General features: G+C 60.7%; 16 protein-coding genes. 6 read left to right on the plus strand and 10 right to left on the minus strand.

Annotated features, from left to right (window positions below; translation table 11 throughout):
- Window position 1: 1 nt before the first annotated feature.
- The 4 genes from PQR40_RS28155 to PQR40_RS28170 are packed head-to-tail and all read left to right on the plus strand — an operon-like array spanning window position 2 to window position 4,874.
- Complete coding sequence (locus tag PQR40_RS28155; RefSeq protein WP_408510301.1) at window positions 2-2,101, plus strand: FUSC family protein; 2,100 nt, start codon at window positions 2-4, stop codon at window positions 2,099-2,101.
- A 45-nt stretch (window positions 2,102-2,146) separates the two neighbouring features.
- Window positions 2,147-2,356, plus strand: a complete 210-nt coding sequence (locus PQR40_RS28160; protein ID WP_007176114.1) for a DUF1656 domain-containing protein — start codon at window positions 2,147-2,149, stop codon at window positions 2,354-2,356.
- Window positions 2,353-3,384: an efflux RND transporter periplasmic adaptor subunit gene (locus PQR40_RS28165; protein ID WP_408238596.1), complete on the plus strand. Its 1,032-nt coding sequence runs from the start codon at window positions 2,353-2,355 to the stop codon at window positions 3,382-3,384. The genes PQR40_RS28160 and PQR40_RS28165 overlap by 4 nt, the downstream gene beginning before the upstream one ends.
- Window positions 3,381-4,874, plus strand: coding sequence for an efflux transporter outer membrane subunit (locus PQR40_RS28170; RefSeq protein WP_408510302.1), 1,494 nt, complete (start codon window positions 3,381-3,383; stop codon window positions 4,872-4,874). The genes PQR40_RS28165 and PQR40_RS28170 overlap by 4 nt, the downstream gene beginning before the upstream one ends.
- Here PQR40_RS28170 and PQR40_RS28175 read toward each other — a convergent pair.
- From PQR40_RS28175 to xylA, 10 genes are all read right to left on the minus strand, one after another.
- Entirely contained in the window at window positions 4,871-5,653 is a 783-nt protein-coding gene (locus PQR40_RS28175; protein WP_408510328.1) for an amino acid ABC transporter ATP-binding protein, read from the minus strand. The two genes, PQR40_RS28170 and PQR40_RS28175, sit on opposite strands and share 4 nt — an antisense overlap.
- A 32-nt stretch (window positions 5,654-5,685) precedes the next feature.
- The gene (locus PQR40_RS28180) at window positions 5,686-6,654 is read right to left on the minus strand and encodes an amino acid ABC transporter permease (protein ID WP_408510303.1); all 969 of its coding nucleotides are present in this window, start codon (window positions 6,652-6,654) and stop codon (window positions 5,686-5,688) included.
- Window positions 6,655-6,683: 29 nt separating this feature from the next.
- Complete coding sequence (locus PQR40_RS28185) at window positions 6,684-7,967, minus strand: NAD(P)/FAD-dependent oxidoreductase (protein WP_408510304.1); 1,284 nt, start codon at window positions 7,965-7,967, stop codon at window positions 6,684-6,686.
- A 68-nt stretch (window positions 7,968-8,035) separates the two neighbouring features.
- Complete coding sequence (locus PQR40_RS28190) at window positions 8,036-8,875, minus strand: transporter substrate-binding domain-containing protein (RefSeq protein ID WP_408238608.1); 840 nt, start codon at window positions 8,873-8,875, stop codon at window positions 8,036-8,038.
- A 416-nt stretch (window positions 8,876-9,291) separates the two neighbouring features.
- Window positions 9,292-9,753: a (2Fe-2S)-binding protein gene (locus PQR40_RS28195; RefSeq protein WP_408393186.1), complete on the minus strand. Its 462-nt coding sequence runs from the start codon at window positions 9,751-9,753 to the stop codon at window positions 9,292-9,294.
- Window positions 9,754-9,779: 26 nt separating this feature from the next.
- On the minus strand, window positions 9,780-12,050 hold the full coding sequence (locus PQR40_RS28200; RefSeq protein WP_408510305.1) for a xanthine dehydrogenase family protein molybdopterin-binding subunit: 2,271 nt from the start codon (window positions 12,048-12,050) through the stop codon (window positions 9,780-9,782).
- A gap of 386 nt (window positions 12,051-12,436) precedes the next feature.
- Entirely contained in the window at window positions 12,437-13,636 is a 1,200-nt protein-coding gene (locus PQR40_RS28205; protein WP_408238617.1) for a sugar ABC transporter permease, read from the minus strand.
- Window positions 13,633-15,192, minus strand: a complete 1,560-nt coding sequence (xylG, locus tag PQR40_RS28210; protein WP_408510306.1) for a D-xylose ABC transporter ATP-binding protein — start codon at window positions 15,190-15,192, stop codon at window positions 13,633-13,635. The genes PQR40_RS28205 and xylG overlap by 4 nt, the downstream gene beginning before the upstream one ends.
- Before the next feature lie 88 nt (window positions 15,193-15,280).
- Window positions 15,281-16,309, minus strand: a complete 1,029-nt coding sequence (gene xylF / locus PQR40_RS28215; protein WP_408510307.1) for a D-xylose ABC transporter substrate-binding protein — start codon at window positions 16,307-16,309, stop codon at window positions 15,281-15,283.
- Between the two features lie 175 nt (window positions 16,310-16,484).
- Window positions 16,485-17,807: a xylose isomerase gene (xylA, locus tag PQR40_RS28220; protein WP_408510308.1), complete on the minus strand. Its 1,323-nt coding sequence runs from the start codon at window positions 17,805-17,807 to the stop codon at window positions 16,485-16,487.
- 360 nt (window positions 17,808-18,167) lie between these two features.
- Between xylA and PQR40_RS28225 the strand changes: the two genes are divergently transcribed.
- Together PQR40_RS28225 and PQR40_RS28230 are read left to right on the plus strand one after the other, a co-directional pair.
- Window positions 18,168-19,385, plus strand: coding sequence for a XylR family transcriptional regulator (locus tag PQR40_RS28225; protein WP_408238629.1), 1,218 nt, complete (start codon window positions 18,168-18,170; stop codon window positions 19,383-19,385).
- 33 nt (window positions 19,386-19,418) lie between these two features.
- Window positions 19,419-20,504, plus strand: a complete 1,086-nt coding sequence (locus tag PQR40_RS28230) for an aldose epimerase family protein (protein ID WP_408510309.1) — start codon at window positions 19,419-19,421, stop codon at window positions 20,502-20,504.
- The last annotated feature ends 96 nt before the right edge of the window (window positions 20,505-20,600 follow it).

The following is a 20,600-nucleotide window of genomic DNA, read 5'->3' on the forward strand; positions in this document are numbered from 1 at the left end:
TATGGTCTATCCCTCCATCCGCGACTGGCTGTTCTCCGTCAAGACGTTTGCCGCGGCGATGATCGCGCTCTACATCGGTCTCTCGCTCGAGTTGCCGCGGCCGTACTGGGCGATGGCCACTGTCTACATCGTGTCGAATCCGTTCGTCGGCGCGACCCGCTCCAAGGCGCTTTATCGTGCGCTCGGCACCGCGCTGGGTGCGTCGGCCGCTGTACTGCTGGTGCCGCCGTTCGTCGAATCGCCCTATCTGTTCAGCGTGGTCGTCGCGTTGTGGACCGGCACGCTGCTGTATCTGGCAGTGGCTGACCGTACCGCGCGCAGCTATGTCTTCATGCTGGCGGCCTACACCATGCCGATCATCGCCCTGCCTTCAGTGACGAATCCAGGCGGCGTGTTCGATCTGGCGATCAGCCGCACCGAGGAGATCACGCTCGGCATCGTGTGCGCGAGCATCGTCGGCAGTTCGCTGTTTCCTAGCCGACTCGCGCCCACCATCATCGAGCGAACCGACGCGTGGTTTCGCGACGCCGCGTTCTACGCAACTGAGACGCTGTCCGGGCGCATTGCGGGCGCGGCGATCTCGGGGGCTCGCCAGCGGATCGCAGCCACGATCAACGGGCTGGAACTGCTGCTGAGCCAGCTTGCCTACGACCACACCCGGCTGGACATCCTGGCCCGTGCTCACGAGTTGCGCGGGCGCATGCAGTTGCTGCTGCCGATGATGTCGGCGCTGGCCGATCCGCTCGTCGCCCTCTACAACAGCGGCCGGCAGACATGGCCAGAGGGTCTCGAAGCGTTGCTCAACGACGTCATCAAATGGTTCAATGCGCCGCTTCCCCCGGCCAGCGAGGGCTATCACCCCGACCTCGTCGCCGACGCCCTGCGCGCGCGCATCGCTGCCATGCAGCCGCCGCCGGCCGCGCTGGCGAAATGGGACAGCGCGCTGCTTTCGAACGCGCTGTGGCGCATGAAACAGGTGATCGACGTCTGGCAGGACTGCCGCTCGCTACGCATCATCACGCGCGAAGAGGGCTCATGGCGGCCACGCTTTCGCCATTGGCGGCTGGGCGGCACCGAGCGGTTCTTCGACCGCGGCATCATGCTGTTTTCGACGGTCTCCGCGGGCGCCGCGGTCATCATCGCGTGCAGTCTGTGGATCAGCTCGGGCTGGGCGGACGGCGCCAGTGCAGTGACGCTGGCGGCGGTCGCCTGCTGCTTCTTCGCCGCGCTCGACGAACCCGCGCCCATGGTGTTCAAGTTCTTTATTGCCACGGCGATCAGCGTGGTGGCCGCCGGCATCTATCTGTTCGCCGTGCTGCCGCATGTGCATGATTTCCCGATGCTGGTCGTCCTGTTCGCCGCGCCGTTCATCCTTGTCGGCACGCTGATCCCGCGTCCGCAGTTCAACATGGCGACGGTGCTGGTGGCCGTCAATACCGCCACCTTCATCAGCATTCAGGATGCTTACTCGGCTGATTTCCTGATCTTCCTGAACAGCAATCTCGCCGGCCTCGCAGGCTTGCTCTATGCCTACCTGTGGACCCGCGTGACGCGTCCGTTCGGCGCTGAACTCGCGGCCTCGCGGCTGCTGCGCTCGAGCTGGGCCGACGTGGCGCTGACCGCGTCCACACGGACAATCGAAGACCCGCGCAATCTTGCCGCGCGAATGCTCGACCGCCTGATGCAATTGATCCCCCGCCTTGCCGCAACAGACGACCATCGCCATCCGTCGATCGAAAGCTTTCGCGATCTGCGCATCGCCTTCAACGCGCTCGATCTGCGCCGCCTGACGCGCAAGCTCGGCGGCGAAGCACCGGCTTCCATCGACCAGGTCCTCGAAGACGTGCGCCAATACTTCGAAACCTGCGTCGACCGGAGCGCGCGCCAGCCGGTGCCTGAAAGCCTGATGTCGTCCATCGACGCAGCCGTGGCACGCGTCACGGCACAAGGACTGGCCAATGCCGACGCGCCAAGCGCGACTTCGCAAACTTCGGCACGCCGATTGCGCGAGGCGCTGCACGCGCTGGTCGGCTTGCGTCTTTCGCTGTTTCCGGCCACGCTAGTCACACCCACGCCGCCCGAACCGGAGGCCGCTGCCTGATGCGCCCGTTTCGCAACCCAATCCCCCCATTTGCCAGTTCCCGCGATGATCGGTGAAATCGATATCTTCGGCGTGTTCGTGCCGGCCGTGCTCGTGCTGATGTTGATCGCCTATCTGATCAACCTGGCCATCCGCACGGTGCTCGCACGCGTCGGCTTTTACCGCTTCGTCTGGCACCGTTCCATCTTCGATCTCGGCATCTATGTGCTGGTGCTGGGCCTTGTCGTCGTCGTTTCGCACAGACTAATAACGTGAAAAAAACCTGGTTCTCCGTCGGTCAAATTCTGCTGACCCTGATCGTCGTCGTGGTTGCAGCCTTCGTGCTGTGGAAACTGGTCGCCTATTACATGTTCGCGCCATGGACCCGCGACGGGCACGTGCGCGCCGATGTGATCCAGGTGGCGCCGGATATCTCGGGGCTGATTTCATCCGTCGAGGTGGTGGACAACCAGCAGGTCAAACAAGGCCAGGTGCTGTTCGTGATCGATCAGGCCCGCTATGCCCTCGCATTGCGCCAGGCCCAGGCCACCGCGCTGCAGCGCCGCGCCACCCTCGATCAGGCGCGCCGCGAAGACGCGCGTAATCGTCAGCTCGGCAACCTCGTCGCGGCGGAAGTTGCCGAAGAAAGCCGCTCGCGTGTCGAAACGGCGGAAGCCGCGCTCGCCGATGCGAACGTTGCAATCGATACCGCCAAACTGAATTTGCAACGCACCACGATCGTGAGCCCGGTCGACGGTTATCTGAACGACCGCGCACCGCGCACCGGCGAATTCGTCTCCGCGGGCCGCGCGGTGGTGGCGGTGGTGGATATGCATTCGTTCCGCGTCGACGGTTATTTCGAAGAAACCAAGATGCGTGGCATCGACATCGGCCAGGCGGTCGATATCCAGGTGATGGGCGAGCCGAACATACTGCGCGGGCACGTGCAAAGCATCGTCGCGGGGATTGAAGACCGCGACCGCACGCAAGGGTCGAATCTGCTGCCGAATGTGAACCCGGCGTTCAGCTGGGTGCGGCTCGCGCAACGGATTCCGGTGCGGGTGGCGCTCGACGAGGTCCCCTCCGACTTCCGCATGATCGCCGGACGCACCGCGACGGTGTCGGTACGCGATCTGTCGCCGAACGGCAAGAAGCATCCGGCTGCGGGTGCTTCGGGTGTTGTGGATGCGTCAGCGGCTTCGACGGCGGCTACGGCTTCCGCTACGTCTGCCGTTCCCGCTGCCTCGGCTGCTTCTGCTACGCAACCGGCATCTGCTGCAGTTATTTCGGGCGCCTCGCAATGAAGCTGTCGCGCGCCCTGCCCTTATTGCCGCTGTTACCGTTAACCGTCGCGCTCAACGGTTGCATGAACGTCGGCCCCAATTACTCGCTGCCGAAGCAGGCGCTGGTCAACGCGCCCCTCGCCAATGCACCGATCGAAGGCGCCGATGCCAAACTGACCACGCGGCAGAACGTGCCCGCGGTCTGGTGGAAGCTCTATGACGATCCGGTGCTGAACAGCCTCGTCGACGAAGCGCTGCAATCGAATACCGACTTGCGCGTCGCAGCGGCTAACCTCGCGCGGTCGCGCGAAGCGCTGGGTGTTGCGCAGGCGCAGGGCGGCTTCTCCGGCAAAACGTCGGCGGCTGTCGAACGGGCGCAGGAATCGGCCGAGCAGTATCTGCTTTTCAACAAACTGCCGGTCGCTAACGAAGGCGACATCGGTATCAGCATCTCGTACGAAATCGATCTGTTCGGCAAGCTGCGGCGTGGTGTCGAAGCGGCGGCGGCGGATACGGAATCCGTGCAGGCGGCCGGCGATCTCGCGCGAATCACAGTGGTCGCGGATGTCGTGCGTTCTTATGTCGACCAATGCTCTGCCGCCGAGGAACTCAGGATCGCGCAGCAGTCGCTGGCATTGCAGAAGCAGCGGGTGGACGTGTCGCGCCGGTTACGCGACGCGGGTCGTGGCAATCAGCCTGACGTGACACGCGGGCAGACCCAGGTCGATACTTTGGCGGCGGATATTCCGCGCTACACGGCGCGTCGCCAGATCGCGCAATACCGGCTAGCGGCGCTGCTCGCACGCGCACCGTCCGATTTGCCGCCGGCGGTGCTGGCTTGCAGCACGCTGCCTCAGATCCGTCAGCCGATTCCGGTCGGCGACGGCGCCGGGCTACTCAAGCGCCGTCCGGACGTGCGCGAAGCCGAGCGTCAACTGGCGGCTTCGACAGCGCGTATCGGCGTCGCGACGGGCGCGTTGTATCCGACTGTGAGCATCGGTGCATCGGCGGGTTTGACGGGGATTCTGGAAGACCTCGGCACGTCGCCGACGGCGCGCTGGGCCTTCGGTCCACTGATCAGCTGGACCTTCCCCACCAATGGCGCACGAGGCCGTGTACGCGAGGCGGAAGCGTCGAGCAATGTGGCGCTGGCGAAATTCGACGGCGTCGTGCTGACCGCGTTGCGCGAAACCGAAACCAGCCTCGCGACCTATGCGTCCGACTATGCCCGCGCCGACGCGTTGCGTGCTGCGTTGAAGTCGGCCACCGAGTCGGCGGATGAAACGCATCGGCTGTATCGCGCCGGACGCGAGTCGTTCATTTCGGATCTGGATGCGACCCGCACGCTGACTTCAACGAAGTCTCAAGTAGCGGCTGCGGAGGGCCAGGTGGCGATCGATCAGGTCAACCTGTTCCTCGCACTTGGCGGTGGATGGGAGACGGATGCACAGACGGCGCCGGGGGCTGCGGTGCCCGCGAGCGGCAACGTTTTGAATGCCAACAGCCCCTAGTCGGTCCGCAACACCTGGCAAAGAAACTGCTTCAACCTCTCCGTGCGAGGATGGTCAAAAACTTCCTGTGGGCTGCCGCTTTCGATTATCTCTCCGTGGTCCATGAAGACAACCCGATCGGCAACTTGCCGTGCGAACCCCATCTCGTGGGTAACGCAAACCATAGTCATGCCGGAACCCGCCAAACCAATCATGGTTTCAAGAACCTCTTTTATCATTTCCGGATCAAGGGCCGACGTAGGCTCATCAAACAACATAATCTTCGGCTCCATGCAAAGCGCCCGCGCAATGGCCACACGCTGCTGCTGACCGCCGGATAACTGCCCAGGATACTTGCGAGCCTGCTCGGGTATCCTCACCCGCTCGAGATAATGCATCGCCAGAGCTTCAGCATCGGCTTTGGGCATCCTTTTGACATGGATTGACGCCAAAGCGCAGTTCTCAAGCACAGTCAGATGCGGAAACAGGTTGAATGACTGAAACACCATCCCGACCTTGCGGCGGATCCCGCCAAGCGTGCGCACGTCATCCGTAAGCTCAACCTTGTCGACAAGTATTCGGCCTTGCTGATGCCGCTCCAAACGGTTTATGCAACGAATCAACGTCGACTTGCCCGACCCCGAGGGGCCGCAGATAACGACACGCTCGCCCTCCGCCACGGTCATGCTGACATCGCGCAGCACATGCATCGCGCCATACCATTTGTTCACCTGGTCTAGTTCAATCGTCGGTGACCCAGGCACGAATTCCGGCTTTTCGATGTGCAGGGCAACGTCCATTCCGCTTCCTTGAGAAAGATCGGCAGCGAGCGTCATCGCGTAGATTTCCTGTATCTGCGTTCAATACGGGACTGGATCACCTCCAGCATCATGGACAGCAACCAGTACACCAGCGCTGCGGTAATCAGCATTTCCATATGTCGGAATTCACGCTGCCCCTCGGTAGTCGCCACGTACGTCAACTCCCATACGCCGACGACAGAAACCAGCGAACTGTCCTTAAGCATCGCGATAAACTGATTCCCGGTCGGCGGGATGATGATCCGCAAGGCCTGAGGCAGAATGACCAGCCGCATCATCATGCCGTGACTCAGGCCGAGCGCACGGGCTGCGTCCCATTGCCCTTTCGGAATGCTTTGAATGCCGGCCCGGAAAATCTCGGTCATGTAAGCGCCGTAGCAGAGCGACAACGCAGCAACGCCGGCGGGTATCGGGTTGACGATGTAACCCAACTGCGGCAAGCCCAGATACAAAATGAAGATCTGCATCAGCAAGGGCAAGCCGCGAAACAACGACGTATAGAACGTCGCAATGCCAATCGCGATGCCATTCGACGACAGTTTGGCAAGCGCACCGATCAATGCCAGCACAAACGCAATCGCAATCGAGATTGCGGAGATGTATAGCGTCGTCGTCGCGCCCTGCATCAGCAGATAGCCGATTTTTCGCTCGATGAACTCGAAGCTCAGGTTGAATGTGGAGAAAAACAGCACCACCAGCAGCGCCAGTTCAATCCACACGACGATGATCTGCAGCCGCACCGACAGACGCAACAGCAAATAACAATTCGCGACAAACGCCGCAACAGCCATGGCGCCGCCTATCACCTTCCTGAGCAGATCTGCATCCATGCCGACCGCTGGAAAGCCGCGCGTCGCACCGGCAATCCAGTCCGGCGCGACGTGCACCGCGTAATAGCCAACGATCAGTAACAAGCCAAGCAAGGCGAGAACGACACCCGAATTTCGCTTGGGGACTCCTGCAACGTCTTCCGCAAACATGTCTGTCTCCAGAGAAGCTGACGCACTTTTTATGTTGCGCGTTCTCGCATGAAATCCATTAGCTGGTAATACCAGTATGTAAGCTGAACGGCTGCGGTGCCGGCTGGGCCACCGTTCCATTGCAAGCCAAAAGGCGCGAACATCCTGTATCGATCTGTCTCACCCGTAATGCCTTGCGCTATCAGCCGCCCACCAATTGCCGTCGTATTCATCCCGTGGCCGCCGAAGCCCATGCAGTACCACACGCCCGTTTGTAATTGGCCGATAAGCGGCATCAGATGTCTTGCATACGACATCCGTCCGGACCATGCGATCGCCACGTTCAGATCGCTCAACTGTGGATAGGTGTCGGCCATTCGCTTGCGCAGGATTTCGGCCAGACGATCCGGCTCCGACGTGCGCGTTGTGATCATGCCGCCCCACAGAATGCGCTCGCCGCCGTCCACCAGTCGGTAATAATCGCTGGCTCGACGGCTATCCCCCACGGATGCCGTCGTGCGAATCGCTGTGGCGATCTGTTCTTTGGCCGGCTCGGTCAAAAGCATATAGGTCGAGATGGGCAGATAACTGCGAGCCAGTTCAGGAACCAGGCCACCGGTATAGCCGCCGCAGGTAAAGACGACGTCACGGGCGCTAACGGTGCCGCCTGCGGTCTTCAGCCGTTTGATGGTTGAAGTGGAGTCGAACGATACGACTTCCGAGTCTTCGAATACCTGCCCACCCAGGCGATCGATCTCCGCAACCAGCGCACGCGCGTAGTTCAGCGGATGAAAGTGGAAAGCGCGCCCGTCGTATAGCGCCTGACGGTATTTGCTCGACACGAGCGATTCGCGCACTTCTTCATGTGATTTGAACGCAAGGTCGTACTGAAACTCTTGCGCCATCCACGATTGATGGGCGCGCATTTCAGCGGCGTTCTCATGACGGGACACGCGTAGCACACCGTGAACCTGCTGTGCGTCGCGGATATCGAGTTGCGCAATATTGCTTGCCACGATGTCGACGCCCTCTATCGACATGCGGTAGATGGATTTGGCATCGTCGATGCCCGCGCGCTGGGCGATTCGAGCAAAGCTCGTTGAATACCCGGGGCTGACGACGCCACCGTTGCGCCCCGACGCTCCCCACGATACGCGTTGCGCCTCCAGCAGAATGACCGAGCGGCCACGCCGGAGCAATTCCAATGCAGCGGTAATGCCTGCCAGACCGGCGCCAACGATGCAGACGCCGGCCTCTTTAGCTCCGCTTAGCGGCGGTCTTGACTCAAAGGTTCGAAGGGTTCGCGTGTAATACGTGTCCAGATAAGAAGCCATCTTGTGAGCCGCACCCGTTGTTGTTCCTGTCGGTCAGGCGGTGCGGCGGCGCAAGCCGCCGCTACCGTTCATTGTGTGTAATCGCGACCGAACCACTTCATGCTTATTTTCGTCAACGTGCCGTCCTGTTTCATCTGATGGACCACGTCGCCGACCTTCTTGTCCCATTCCGCGTCGCCCTTGTCGGCAACGATGGCGAGGGGCTCACGATACGCGTAGTCACCCGGAACGATCTTCACGGGATAGCCGCTCTTGATCGCCGCGAGCGCGGTCTGCTCCGGCGTGATGATGGCATCCAGACGCTTGCCGTCGCCGAGACGCAGGTCGTCATAAGGGAGCATCGAGTCCGTGTACGTCTTTATTTCCTTCGGTTTCTGCGACATGTACTTGAACGCGGGCACATCGGGACCTGCAATTTCAAGGTGACCCTGCACGTAGTCTTCCGAAGTGGTACCCGCTTCCACGCCGATGATCTTGTTGTTCAGATCCGCACGTGTCGTGGCTTTCGAGTCTTTATTTACAACGAACACGTAGGGGCTGTAGTAATAGACAGCGGGAAAATCAAGCAGTTGGGCGCGCGGTTTGGTCGGCGTCACGGAAAGCACTGAGAGGTCCCAGCGGCCGTGCCAATGTCCGCCGGTCATCAGACTGAACTGCGGCGTATCGAACGACACCTTGACCCCAAGGCGGCGGGCGATTTCCTTCGCGACGTCGATATCGAAGCCGTCGAATTCGTGTTTGTCGTTCAGGAACGCCTGCGGAGGCCATTTGCCGCTCGTCGCCACCACCATGTTGCCGTTCTTCATGACCCGGTCCAGTGTCGCGCCTGCCTGGGCATTGATCGCGGTAAGGGCAACGGTCGCGCCGATCGTTAACCCTAGCAGTCTGCTTAGAATTGTCTTAACCATGCTGCATGTCTCCTGTTTATTGTTCTGCCGCACGGGTAGCCTGAAAGACCCCTGGTCGTTCCGTCCATGCTGGCGCGAACTCTACGGCGCGCAAAGAAGACTAGCTACCAATATAAAAGCATCAGGTCGTTCCGCAATCGCATCAAGTCCGGCTAGATTGAATGTCAACAGATCCTGGGCAGGGGTACGACGCCCACTGCGCTCAAAGTTATTTTTGAAAAGCTTTCTTTTACCTTTCAATTCGGGTTAAATACGAGCCTTCAACTACACGCTAGGGAGCACGTATGTCGAACTTCATGCAAGGCGCAGCCACGTTGGGCGGCTGCATCGGCGTTTTCACAGTAGTGGTCGCAGTCGTGGAGATGCTGGCGAACTGAGCGCGGCTTATACACGTGCGGCGACGGCCTTAAGCGTCCCTACGCGGGCCGCCGTTTCGCGGCCGCCTGGTGAATCGCGGCCCGCACCCTTGGATACGTGCCGCAACGGCACACGATGTTGGACATCGCCGAGTCGATGTCGGCATCGGTGGGATTGGGTTTCTGCTTGAGCAATGCGCAGGCCGCCATTAGCTGCGCGCTCTGGCAATAGCCGCACTGCACCACGTCAAGATCGATCCACGCGGCCTTTAGCGCCTGCGCTTCGGCGCCCTGCACGCCTTCTATCGTCGTGATCTTCTGCGAGTGCAAGCTCGACATAGGTGTCTGGCAGGCTAGGCCCGCCTTGCCGTCCAGATGGATCGTGCACGCGCCGCAAATGCCCACGCCGCAGCCGAACTTGGTGCCGGTCATGCCGAGATCGCAGCGCAGCACCCACAGGAGCGGCATATCCGGTTCGGCTTGCACGGCCACCGCCCGGCCGTTGATGTTCAGCGATCCCATACTTTTCTCCGTCAGTCCGACGCGTTTCATGCGAGCCTCAACGGCAACGCGCGCAAGCGCTGGCCGGTCAGCGCGAACACTGCGTTGGCCACCGCCGGCGCGACCGGCGGCACGCCCAGTTCGCCGACGCCCTGCGGGTGCATCTGGCTCGGCATGATGTCGGTTTCGATCACCGGACAATCGTTCATCCGCACGACGGGGAAATCGACGAAGTTCTTCTGCGTCACCTGTCCGCCGTTGATGGTGATTTCGTCCTGCAATGCTGTCGAGAGGCCAAAGACGATGCCGCTCTCCATCTGCTGACGAATCAGGTTTGGATTCACCGGCAATCCACAGTCGATCACGCAGACCACGCGATGCACGCGGATCTGTTTGTTGGGACCGACCGATACCTCCACCACCTGCGCGACGACACTGCCGAACGCCTCGTGCAGCGCGACGCCACGTGCCCGCTTGGTGCCGTCTGCGGCACGCGCTATGGGATGCCCCCAATCCGATAACGCCGCAACGCGCCTCAACACCGCCAGATGACGCGGATGCTGTACGAGCAGCGCCGCGCGAAACGTAATCGGATCCTGAGTGATAGCTACGGCGAGTTCGTCTGTAAAACCCTCCGTGAAAAACGCCTGATGTGAATGGCCGACCGATCGCCAGAATCCAACCGGCACCGGCAATTCGACGATCTTGTGTGCCACCCGCGCAGTGGGCCATTCGTAGGGCTGATCGAATGCGCCCTCGCAGGTGGTCTTGTCGATGGGAATGCGCGGCATGCCGTAGTAGCGCACGAGCGATTCCGGCACGATCGCCTGACTCGCTGAAGTGGCATGCCACGCGACCAGCTTATTGTCTTTGTCGAAACCGGCCTGCAGTCGCGACACGCACGCCGGACGGTAGAAATCGTGGGTGAAGTCCTGCGCACGCGACCAGATTGTTTGCACCGGACGGCCGCCGCCCTCGTGCGCAATCGCCGCGGCTTGTGCAATGAAATCGAGTTCGAGACGGCGCCCGAAAGCACCGCCAAGCAGTTGTGCCTGCACGTCGACTTTGTCGGCATCGATATCCAGCACTTTCGCGACGTGCTGCCGCGCCAGGGCGGGCATTTGCGTTGAGACCCAAACGGTGGCCGCGCCGTCCGCGACCTGCACCGTGCAATTCACCGGCTCGACCGCGCCATGCGCGAGGTACGGCGCATGGTATTCGGCAGTGAGGGTTCGCGTCGCGCCGCTCAATGCAGCATCGACATCGCCGCGATGGTAATAGGCGTGGCCGTCGCTGTCGTCCAGTGCTTTCGCGAGGTTGGCGTCCACGCTCGCGCTCGACAGCGTGGCTGCGGCGCCGTCATTCCAGACCACATTGATAGCACTGACCGCGTTCATCGCGCGGAAGGGGTTGTCCGCGATGACTGCGACGGCACCGCTGCCACCGGCGTATGGCGCCAACGCGAAGGCCTTGATGAACCCCGGCATGTTTGCAGCAGGCGAGGCGTCGAAATGCGCCACGGTACCGCCTAACGTGGGGCACATCACCACGCTCGCGTAGATGAGACCGTCGGGTAGCGCATCAATGCCGAAGCGCGCCGTACCGTTGATTTTCGATGCGGCTTCGATGCGTCGCATCGGTTTGCCGATCAGTTTGAAGTCCGCAGGATCTTTCAGCATGACCTTGCGCGGCAACGGTTGCTGTGCGGCCATCGTAGAGAGTTCGCCGAAGCTCGCTTTATGGCCTGAAGCGTGCAGTACGTGGCCGCCTTCCGTACGACATTCGCCCGGTGGCACCTTCCATTGCCCGGCCGCCGCGCCGATCAACATCGCGCGCGCCGAGGCGCCGGCTTCACGCATTGGCGTCCATAGATCGTTCATGCTCGATGAACCGCCTGTCATCATCGTGCCCGCGTCGCGCACCAGCTTGCGGGTCATCCAGACTGTGGCGCGCTTGACCGCACTGTCGTCGTCCGGACGAAACGGCAAATCGTCCACGATGTTCTGCACGCTGTTGTAGATCTTGTCGATCGGCGAGTTTTCGACGCGAACCTGCGACCAGTCGGCGTCGAGTTCTTCGGCCAGCAGCATGGCGAGACCGGTGTGGATACCCTGTCCCATTTCCGCTTTGCACATCATGATCGTGACGCTGTTGTCGGCGGCGATTTTGACCCAACCGTTGAGCGCGACCTGACTGCCTTCAGCCGGCAGCGGCGTGGAGGCGGTCAGGCGCTGACCCGGCGGCAACACCGACCAGCCGACCAGCAACACACCGAGCGCGCCGGCGCCACCTAGCAGGAAGGTTCTGCGCTTTAACATCGTTTGACTCGATCAGCTTGCACAGTGGCGGGGAAGCTGTAAAAGCGCGGGCGAGCGCTGAGATTTGTTTCGTCGGACAGTAGTAAGACGGAAGAGTGGGTGGGGGACTGAAAGCCAGGGGTTCAGCCACTACGCGCGGCGCTAGCGGAGGCCCTTGGCGGAAAGGACAACCACGTGCTGTGTGTCAGTTTATTAAATGTTATTCGGCGCGTGGCGGCACGCTGCAGTGCAACTGGCTTGAACGGCGGAAAAATGGCGGAGGTGGCGGATTTTTGCTAATGGAGGCCCTGGGCGCAGCTATTCACGAGCGGGACGATTGATCGCCACGTATAGCCGCGCGTGCCACAGGCGGTACGTCAGCATTCGCTTGACCCACCTTTGCTTCATCACCGCCGGTTCGACCCCGACACGACATCGATCCACACAGCCAGCACAAGAATGCTGCCCTTCACGATCATCTGCCAGTACGCGTCGACGTCGAGCATCGACATACCGTTATCCAGGCTCGCCATCACCAGTGCGCCGATCAGCGCCCCGTACACCGTGCCAGAACCACCGCGCATCGAAGTCCCACCGATAAAGCACGCGGCAATCGCGTCGAGTTCCCCCATCGATCCTGCCGACGGTGAGCCGGCTGCGAGCCGCGCCGTATTGACGATCCCGGCGAACGCGCACATCAGTCCCATCAGCGCGAAGATAGCCAGCTTCACACGGTTGGTATTCACACCGGAGAGCCGCGTCGCTTCCAGGTTGGAACCCACTGCATAGATTCGCCGCCCGAAAACGGTCTGTGTCGCGATCCACGTGAAAATGCCCAGCAGCGCGAGCAGCAGCAGAACCGGCACCGGAATCCCGCCATAACGATCAAGTGTCGCGACAAACGCGGCCAGAATTGCGCCCGCCCCGACCACCTTCACGACGTCCTGCCAGATCGGCACCACTCTCAACTTATAACGCTCGCGATTGCTTCGTTGTCGCACAGTCAGGAAGGCCAGCACGACAAACAACACCACAGCAAGCGTATCGCCCGCGAGGCGTGGCAGATACCCTTGGCCGACAAACACGAAACTGTCGGACACCGGCGCAATCGTCGATCCACCAGTGACACCGAGCAGAATGCCGCGATACGCGAGCATACCGCCGAGGCCGACAATGAACGAAGGCACACGCCGGTACGTCGACCACCATCCGTTGAACATACCGACGAGTATGCCGAGCAGCATCACCACGGGCACGGTGACGCCGATCGGCCAATGCCGGTTTACGTCGAGAATCGCCGCCACGCCACCGAGCAAGCCAAGCAACGATCCGACCGACAGATCGATCTCACCCGCAATGATCACAAACACCATACCGCACGCGAGCATGCCGGTAATCGACATCTGCCGCAGCAGATTCGACAGATTGCGCGGTGTCACAAACGCACCGTGCGTCAGAAAGGAAAAGAAAATCCAGATCGCGGCCACGGCGATCAGCAACGCTAGAATCTTGTAGCGCGCGAACAATTGCTGAATACGCTGCGGGCCACCGAATGCGCCGCGTGGCGCAGCACCTTCGGCGGGTTGGGAAGTGACGTCGGGAGTCATGCGGCACTCGCTGCGGTTGGGTTCTGGGATCGTTGCACGGGACGGATTGCAGCGCTGAGAATATCCTCCTGTGTGAGGCCGTCGTTGACGAAATCGCCTCGCAATTCTCCCTCGCCGATTACCAGCACGCGATCGCTGATGCCAAGCACTTCGGGCAATTCGGACGACACCATCACGATCGACATGCCACGCTGTGCCAGTTGAAAAATCAGTTTGTAGATTTCGTATTTCGCACCGACGTCCACCCCTCGAGTCGGTTCGTCGAGGATCAGCACCTTCGGGTCGGTCAACAGCATACGCGTCAGCACGGCCTTCTGCTGATTGCCGCCCGACAGGCTCGCAATCGAGAGCATCGGATGCGCAGCGCGCACTGAAAGGCGTTTCATCTCCGTGTGAATCGCGTCGAGTTCTGCAGCGGAATCGATCCGGCCACCCTTCGCGAAGCGTTGCAGTACAGCGAGCGTGATGTTGTGACCGACGCTCAGACCTGGCACGATGCCGTGGCGCTTGCGGTCTTCCGGCACCATGCCGATACCGGCGCGAATCGCATCGACTGGCGCGCGAATTTTCAACGGCTTGCCTTCCATCACCACGGTTGCCTCGCTCACACCGGGATACGCGCCGAAAATCGCCTGCATCAGCTCCGTACGCCCAGCGCCGACCAAACCGGCAACGCCGAGAATCTCACCGCGTCGCAATGCAAACGACACGTCGTTCACCCGCTTGCGGCGCGGATTGGTGACATCGAAACAGGTCACGTGACGCGCTTCGAAGATCACGTCGCCGATCGGATGCGACGCCCTCGGAAACAGGTTCTTGATCTCGCGGCCCACCATCAGGGAGATGATGCGGTCGGTGGTCAGCGCGCGCATGGGCTCGGTCGCGACGTGGCGGCCGTCGCGAATCACGCTGATCGTGTCGCACACGGCCGCTACTTCGTCGAGTTTGTGCGAGATGTACACACAGGCGACACCCCGCCGCTTCAGATCGCGCACAATGTCCAGCAGAATATGTATCTCGGTTGCGGTCAGCGACGACGACGGTTCATCGAGGATCAACAGTTTCGCGCGCTTATTCAGGGCTTTCGCGATCTCGATCAGCTGCTGGTGGCCGCCCCCGTAGTTCATCACCGGTTGCGCCGAATTGATTCCGCTTATGCCGAGTTCGCGCAGCAGTTCATCCGCGCGCTGGTACATGGCGGCGTAGTTCATCCGGCCGCCGGGCAACGTGATTTCGTTGCCGAGAAAGATATTCTCCGCAACCGAGAGTTCCGGCACCAGCATCAGCTCCTGGTGGATGATGATGATGCCGGCGCGTTCGGTGTCCCTAATGCTCGCCGCTTTCAGTGGTTCGCCTTCCCAGATGATTTCGCCGTCCCAGGTGCCGTGAGGATAGACGCCGGACAGTACTTTCATCAGCGTCGATTTGCCCGCGCCGTTCTCGCCGCACAAGCCCACGCACTCGCCGGGCGCCACCGTCAGGTCGATGCCGTCGAGCGCCTTCACGCCGGAAAACGCTTTGACGATGCCGCGCATCGTCAGTAATGGTTGCGTCATTCGCTATGCCTCGCTGCAAGGTGCGAAGTGAAGCCGACGTGCCTGATGCATATCAGGCACGTCGGCTTTTACCGCACACACGTTACGCTCATTGGCTCGCGAGCTGGGCCTGGGTATAGAAACCGTCCTTGACGACCACGTCGACGTTGCTCTTGGTGAGCAACGTGGGTTGCAGGAGCACCGTGTCGACCTTCTTCTTGCCGTTGTCGTATTGCGCATTAAAGGCCGGCCTCTCGCCTCTCGCAAGCGCAACAGAGAGTTTCGCCGCTTCGCCTGCGATCAGTTTCAGCGGTTTGTACACGGTCATTGTCTGCGTGCCGGCGATCACGCGTTTCACTGCCGCCAGATCGGCATCTTGCCCCGACACCGGTACTTTGCCAGCCATGTGTTGTGCGGCGAGCGCCTGGATCGCGCCACCCGCGGTGCCATCGTTCGAGGCAACGATTGCGTCGATCTTGTTGTTGTTCGCCGTGAGTGTATCTTCAACGATGCGCAGCGCCGTCGATGCGCTCCACTCCGGCACCCACTGCTGACCGACGACCTTGATATCGCCCTTGTCCATTGCCGGCTTCAACACTTTTAGCTGGCCTTCGCGCAGCATCTTCGCGTTGTTGTCGGTTGGCGCACCACCGAGGAGGAAATAGTTGCCCTTCGGTTGAGCGTTGTAGACACCTTGCGCCTGAAGTTCTCCGACCTTCTCGTTGTCGAACGAGATATAGGCATCGACATCGGCGTCGAGAATCAGCCGGTCATACGAGACGACCTTGATGCCCGCCTTCTTGGCTTCGGCAACCACGTTGCCGAGTGTCTTCGAATTGAACGGTACGATCACGATCACGTCCACGCCACGCGAGATCAGGTTTTCGATTTGTGCGATCTGTCGCTCTTCACTCGCATCGGCGGATTGCACCGATACCTTGGCGCCGAGCTTTTCTGCTGCTGCGACGAAATAGTCACGATCGCGCGACCAGCGTTCGACACGCAGATCGTCGATACAGAACCCGATTTCCGGGTGGTCCTTGCTTGCGTGCGCGAGCGGCGCCACAAGTGACAGGCTGGCGAGCACCGCTCCACACACGAACGAACTCAGCACAGTACGACGCGTTGCAAATTTCATGTCTCACTCCTTGTTCTGATAGCCGGAATACCGGATTGGACGGTCTGCGCTGCGAGCCACAGAACCGGACAAGCGACAACCCAAAGCTTTTTCTGATTCGCGCGGTCAGCGTGGCCGCGCGATTTTTTATGTATTGCTGCCCGCTTTTCTGCGGGTTTTACTTCGCGGTGCTCTTTTAGCGCCTGCTATAAATCGCCTGATTCACGACGTTTTCAAGTTGCTCCTGCCGGCCGCTCGCATGCTGTGGATTCAGGCCGCGCGTCAATGCATCCGTGGCCAGCGTTGAGAGCGAATAGTCGCCTGTCAGAATCTTGCGGCCGAACTCCGACTCCCAGCCCGCGTAACGCTGACGTTTGAACTGTTCGAGCCGGTCATTTTCGATCAGCGTCGCTGCACGTTCGACAGCGAGCGCGAGGTTATCAATTGCACCGATGTGGCCGAAAAACAGATCGTCCGCGTCGACGCTCTGCCGCCGTACTTTTGCGTCGAAGTTCATGCCGCCGGTGGTGAAGCCGCCATGCTTGAGAATTTCGTAGAAGGCCAGCGTCAGTTCTTCGACGCTGTTCGGAAACTGGTCTGTATCCCAGCCGTTTTGCTGATCGCCGCGATTCGCGTCGACGCTGCCGAAAATACCGAGTGCATACGCTGTAGCGATTTCGTGATGAAACGAGTGGCCGGCAAGCGTCGCGTGATTGGCCTCGATGTTCACGCGAATTTCCTTCTCCAGCCCGTACTGCAGCAGGAAACCGTGGACGGTCGCCACGTCGTAGTCGTACTGATGCTTGGTCGGCTCCTGCGGCTTCGGTTCGATCAGCAATGCACCTTTGAAGCCGGTCTTGTGCTTGTGTTCGACGACCATGTTCAGGAAACGCGCGAGCTGGTCGCGTTCACGAACGAGATCGGTATTGAGCAACGTGTCATAGCCTTCACGGCCGCCCCACAACACATAATTCTCGCCGCCGAGCCGTTGCGTCGCGTCGAGCGCGTGACGAACCTGCGTCGCGGCAAACGCGAAAATCTCCGGATCGGGACTGGTCGCCGCGCCTGCCGCGTAACGCGGATGCGAGAACAGATTGGCCGTGCCCCACAAGAGTTTTATGCCAGTATCCTGCTGCTTGCGCGCCAGATAATCGGAGATGCGCGTGAAGTTCTCGCTATAGGTCTTCAGGCTGTCGCCTTCCGGCGCGACGTCAGTGTCGTGAAACGTGTAATACGGCGTACCGAGCTTCGAAAAAAACTCGAAAGCGCAGTCCGCCTTTTGCTGTGCCCGCTCCATTGCGTCGCCGGCTTGCTGCCAGGGACGCCGAAACGTCCCTTGACCGAAGATATCGACGCCCGGCCACACGAACGTATGCCAGTAGCACACTGCGATGCGCAGATGTTCTTCGAGTGTCTTGCCGAGCACGCGTTTTCTCTTGTCGTAATGGCGGTACGCAAGCGGGTTATCCGATTGCGGGCCTTCGTAGCGGATCTCGGGAATGTGTTCGAAGTAGGACATCAGCGTCTCCTGTGTCGACCGGAGTTAGTGCTTTAGCACTACTCCGGTCCCATACACCGTATTTCGGTCTGAGTTAGCGCTTTAGCGCTAACTCAGACCCCATGCTGCACTGCAACCCGCGCGACGTCGCCGCGCCGGTCGACAAGGTGACGCCATGCTGCCGCTTGCCCGATGCATCGGCAATTGCGAAATTGCGCAGCGTGCTTGATGTTTCTTACCGCCCATGCGTTTGTTTCACACGGGCGCGAGGTTCGCGGCCTAGAATAACCAGACGCTTAAAAAACAGTGCTGCCTTCGAAGCGCACCTAAACAGGAGACGACAGCGTTGCGAGTCCAACGATCCGCACAACGCTCACTGCCATGACCCGTCCGCAAACACCACAGACGACCCACCGGATCGCGCTGCTGTTCAACGCGAACAAGGTCTACGACCGCGAGATCATCACCGGTATCGGCAATTACCTCCTGTCGACGCGCGTGGCCTGGGATCTCTTTCTCGAAGAAGATTTCCGCTGCCGGCTGACGGGTATCGAGCGTTTCGACGGCGACGGCATCATCGCGGATTTCGACGATCCCGCTGTGGGCGAAGCGCTGCGGGATTGTCCGTTGCCGGTCGTGGCGGTTGGTTCATCGTTCGAAGATCCCGCGCACTACCCTCCGGACTTACCCTATATCGCAACCGATAACGCCAAGCTCGTTTCGCTCGCCTACACGCATCTGATTGGCGCGGGACTCGAGCACTTCGCGTTGTATAGCCTTCCGCAAGCGCAGGAAAATCGCTGGGCGCAGCAACGTGAGCTGGCGTTCGCTCATCTGCGCAGCGCGGACGGTCACAGCGCCGAACAGATCGGCACCGAAATCTACCGCGGCCTGTCGACCAGCGCACCTTCATGGAATCAGGCAACCGAGCAACTCACCGCGTGGCTGAGCCAATTGCCGAAGCCAGTCGGCATCATCGCCGTGACCGACGCCCGCGCGCGGCATCTGTTGCAAGCCTGTTTAATCGCGGGTATCCCCGTGCCTGAAGAAGTAGCGATCATCGGCATCGACAACGACCCGCTCACACGTACGTTGACTCGTATCCCGCTTTCCTCCGTAATTCAAGGCACTGAGGAAATGGGCCGTACGGCCGCTCACTTGCTGCATCAGATGCTGCACGGGGCGCGTTTCCCCGGGAGGCGCATTCTCGTGCCGCCAGTCGGCATTAATGTGCTCGAATCGACGAAGCATCAGCCGCTGGCAAGCCCGTATGTGATGCGCGCACGGCACTTCATCCGCCAGTACGCGTGTCAGGGCATTCGCACCGAACAGGTTGCCGATTATGTGGGTGTATCGCGTTCGTCGCTCGAAGAGTACTTCCGACGCGAACGACAGTGCACCGTGCATCAGGAAATTCTGCGCCACAAACTCGATGTCGCGAAAGCGCTGCTTGCCAGGCGCGATGCGTCGAGCGCTGAGGTCGCGATCCGTTGTGGCTTCACGTCGCTGCAATATATGTACGCGGTGTTTCGCCGTGAACTCGGCTGTACACCGCGCGAATACCAGGACCGTGTGAACTCGACGGCAGCGCCCGGCTGAGCATGCCTTTCATTTTCTATTCCCACCGACGACATGATCAGCATTGCACCTCTTTCTTCTGAGCCATGGGGCACACTGCCCGGCGGCGATCGTGTGCGGCTCTTCACGCTGCGCAATCCGCACGGCATGAAAGTCGCCATCAGCGACCTGGGCGCGACGCTGGTCTCGTGGCACGCACCGGACCGCGCGGGTCGCCTCGGCGATATTCTGCTCGGCCACGACACGCCCGCCGAATATATGGCGGCCACAACTTACATGGGCGGACTGATCGGCCGATGGGCAAACCGCATTGCCGATGCGCGCTTCACGCTCGACGGCATCGAGTACACGCTCGATCGCAACGAAGGCGCGAATCTGCTGCATGGCGGCACGCAGGGTTTTCATCGCGCGCTATGGGACGTGAGTGAAGACAACGGCGCGCTGGTCATGCGCCTGGAGTCGCCCGAAGGCGACGCCGGCTTCCCGGGCAACGTAACGGTGCAAGTGCGTTACACGCTCGACGACGACGGCACCTTGATGATCACCTATGAAGCCATCACGGACGCAGCAACGCCGCTCAACCTGACGAGCCATCCCTATTTCAACCTGACGGGCCGGCAGGGTGCAGACATTCGCGGACATGTGTTGTCGATCGACGCCGACCGGTTCTTCGAAGTCGATGCGTCGATGATTCCTTGCGAGCTTGCCGAAGTAGCAGGCAATGCGTTCGACTTCCGGCAGAGCGCGCCGATCGGCGCACGGCTCGATTGGCCGCATGCGCAGCTCGCGAGGGCGGGCGGCTTCGATCACTGCTATGTGCTGCGCGACACGGCTGACGCCACGACGGCCGACCGCGCGCCGCAAGTACGGCGGGTTGCTTGCGCATATGACCCCGGTAGCGGGCGCGAATTAACCGTGTCGACTGATCAGCATGGCTTACAGTTCTATACCGGTAATTCGCTGAATGGCGACCCGGGACGCAACGGTATCGCCTACCAGCCGCACGCCGGACTTTGCCTCGAAGCGGGCGGCTTTCCGAACGAAGTCAATATGGCTGCGCAGGAGCAGGTCATCGTACGGCCGGGCAGCGCATACCGGCAGGTGACGGCGTATCGAGTGGGCGTACGTTCTGGAGTCTGAAACGATTTTTCATATCTTACGAAGCTCATTACATAACGCCGACTTATCGTTTGCTGCAAGACTGAATTACCCGTTTAGGGGTTTGCCCTGGATCAC

It is taken from the genome of Paraburkholderia sediminicola (assembly GCF_046026855.1).
In the GTDB taxonomy this organism is placed as follows: domain Bacteria; phylum Pseudomonadota; class Gammaproteobacteria; order Burkholderiales; family Burkholderiaceae; genus Paraburkholderia; species Paraburkholderia sediminicola_A.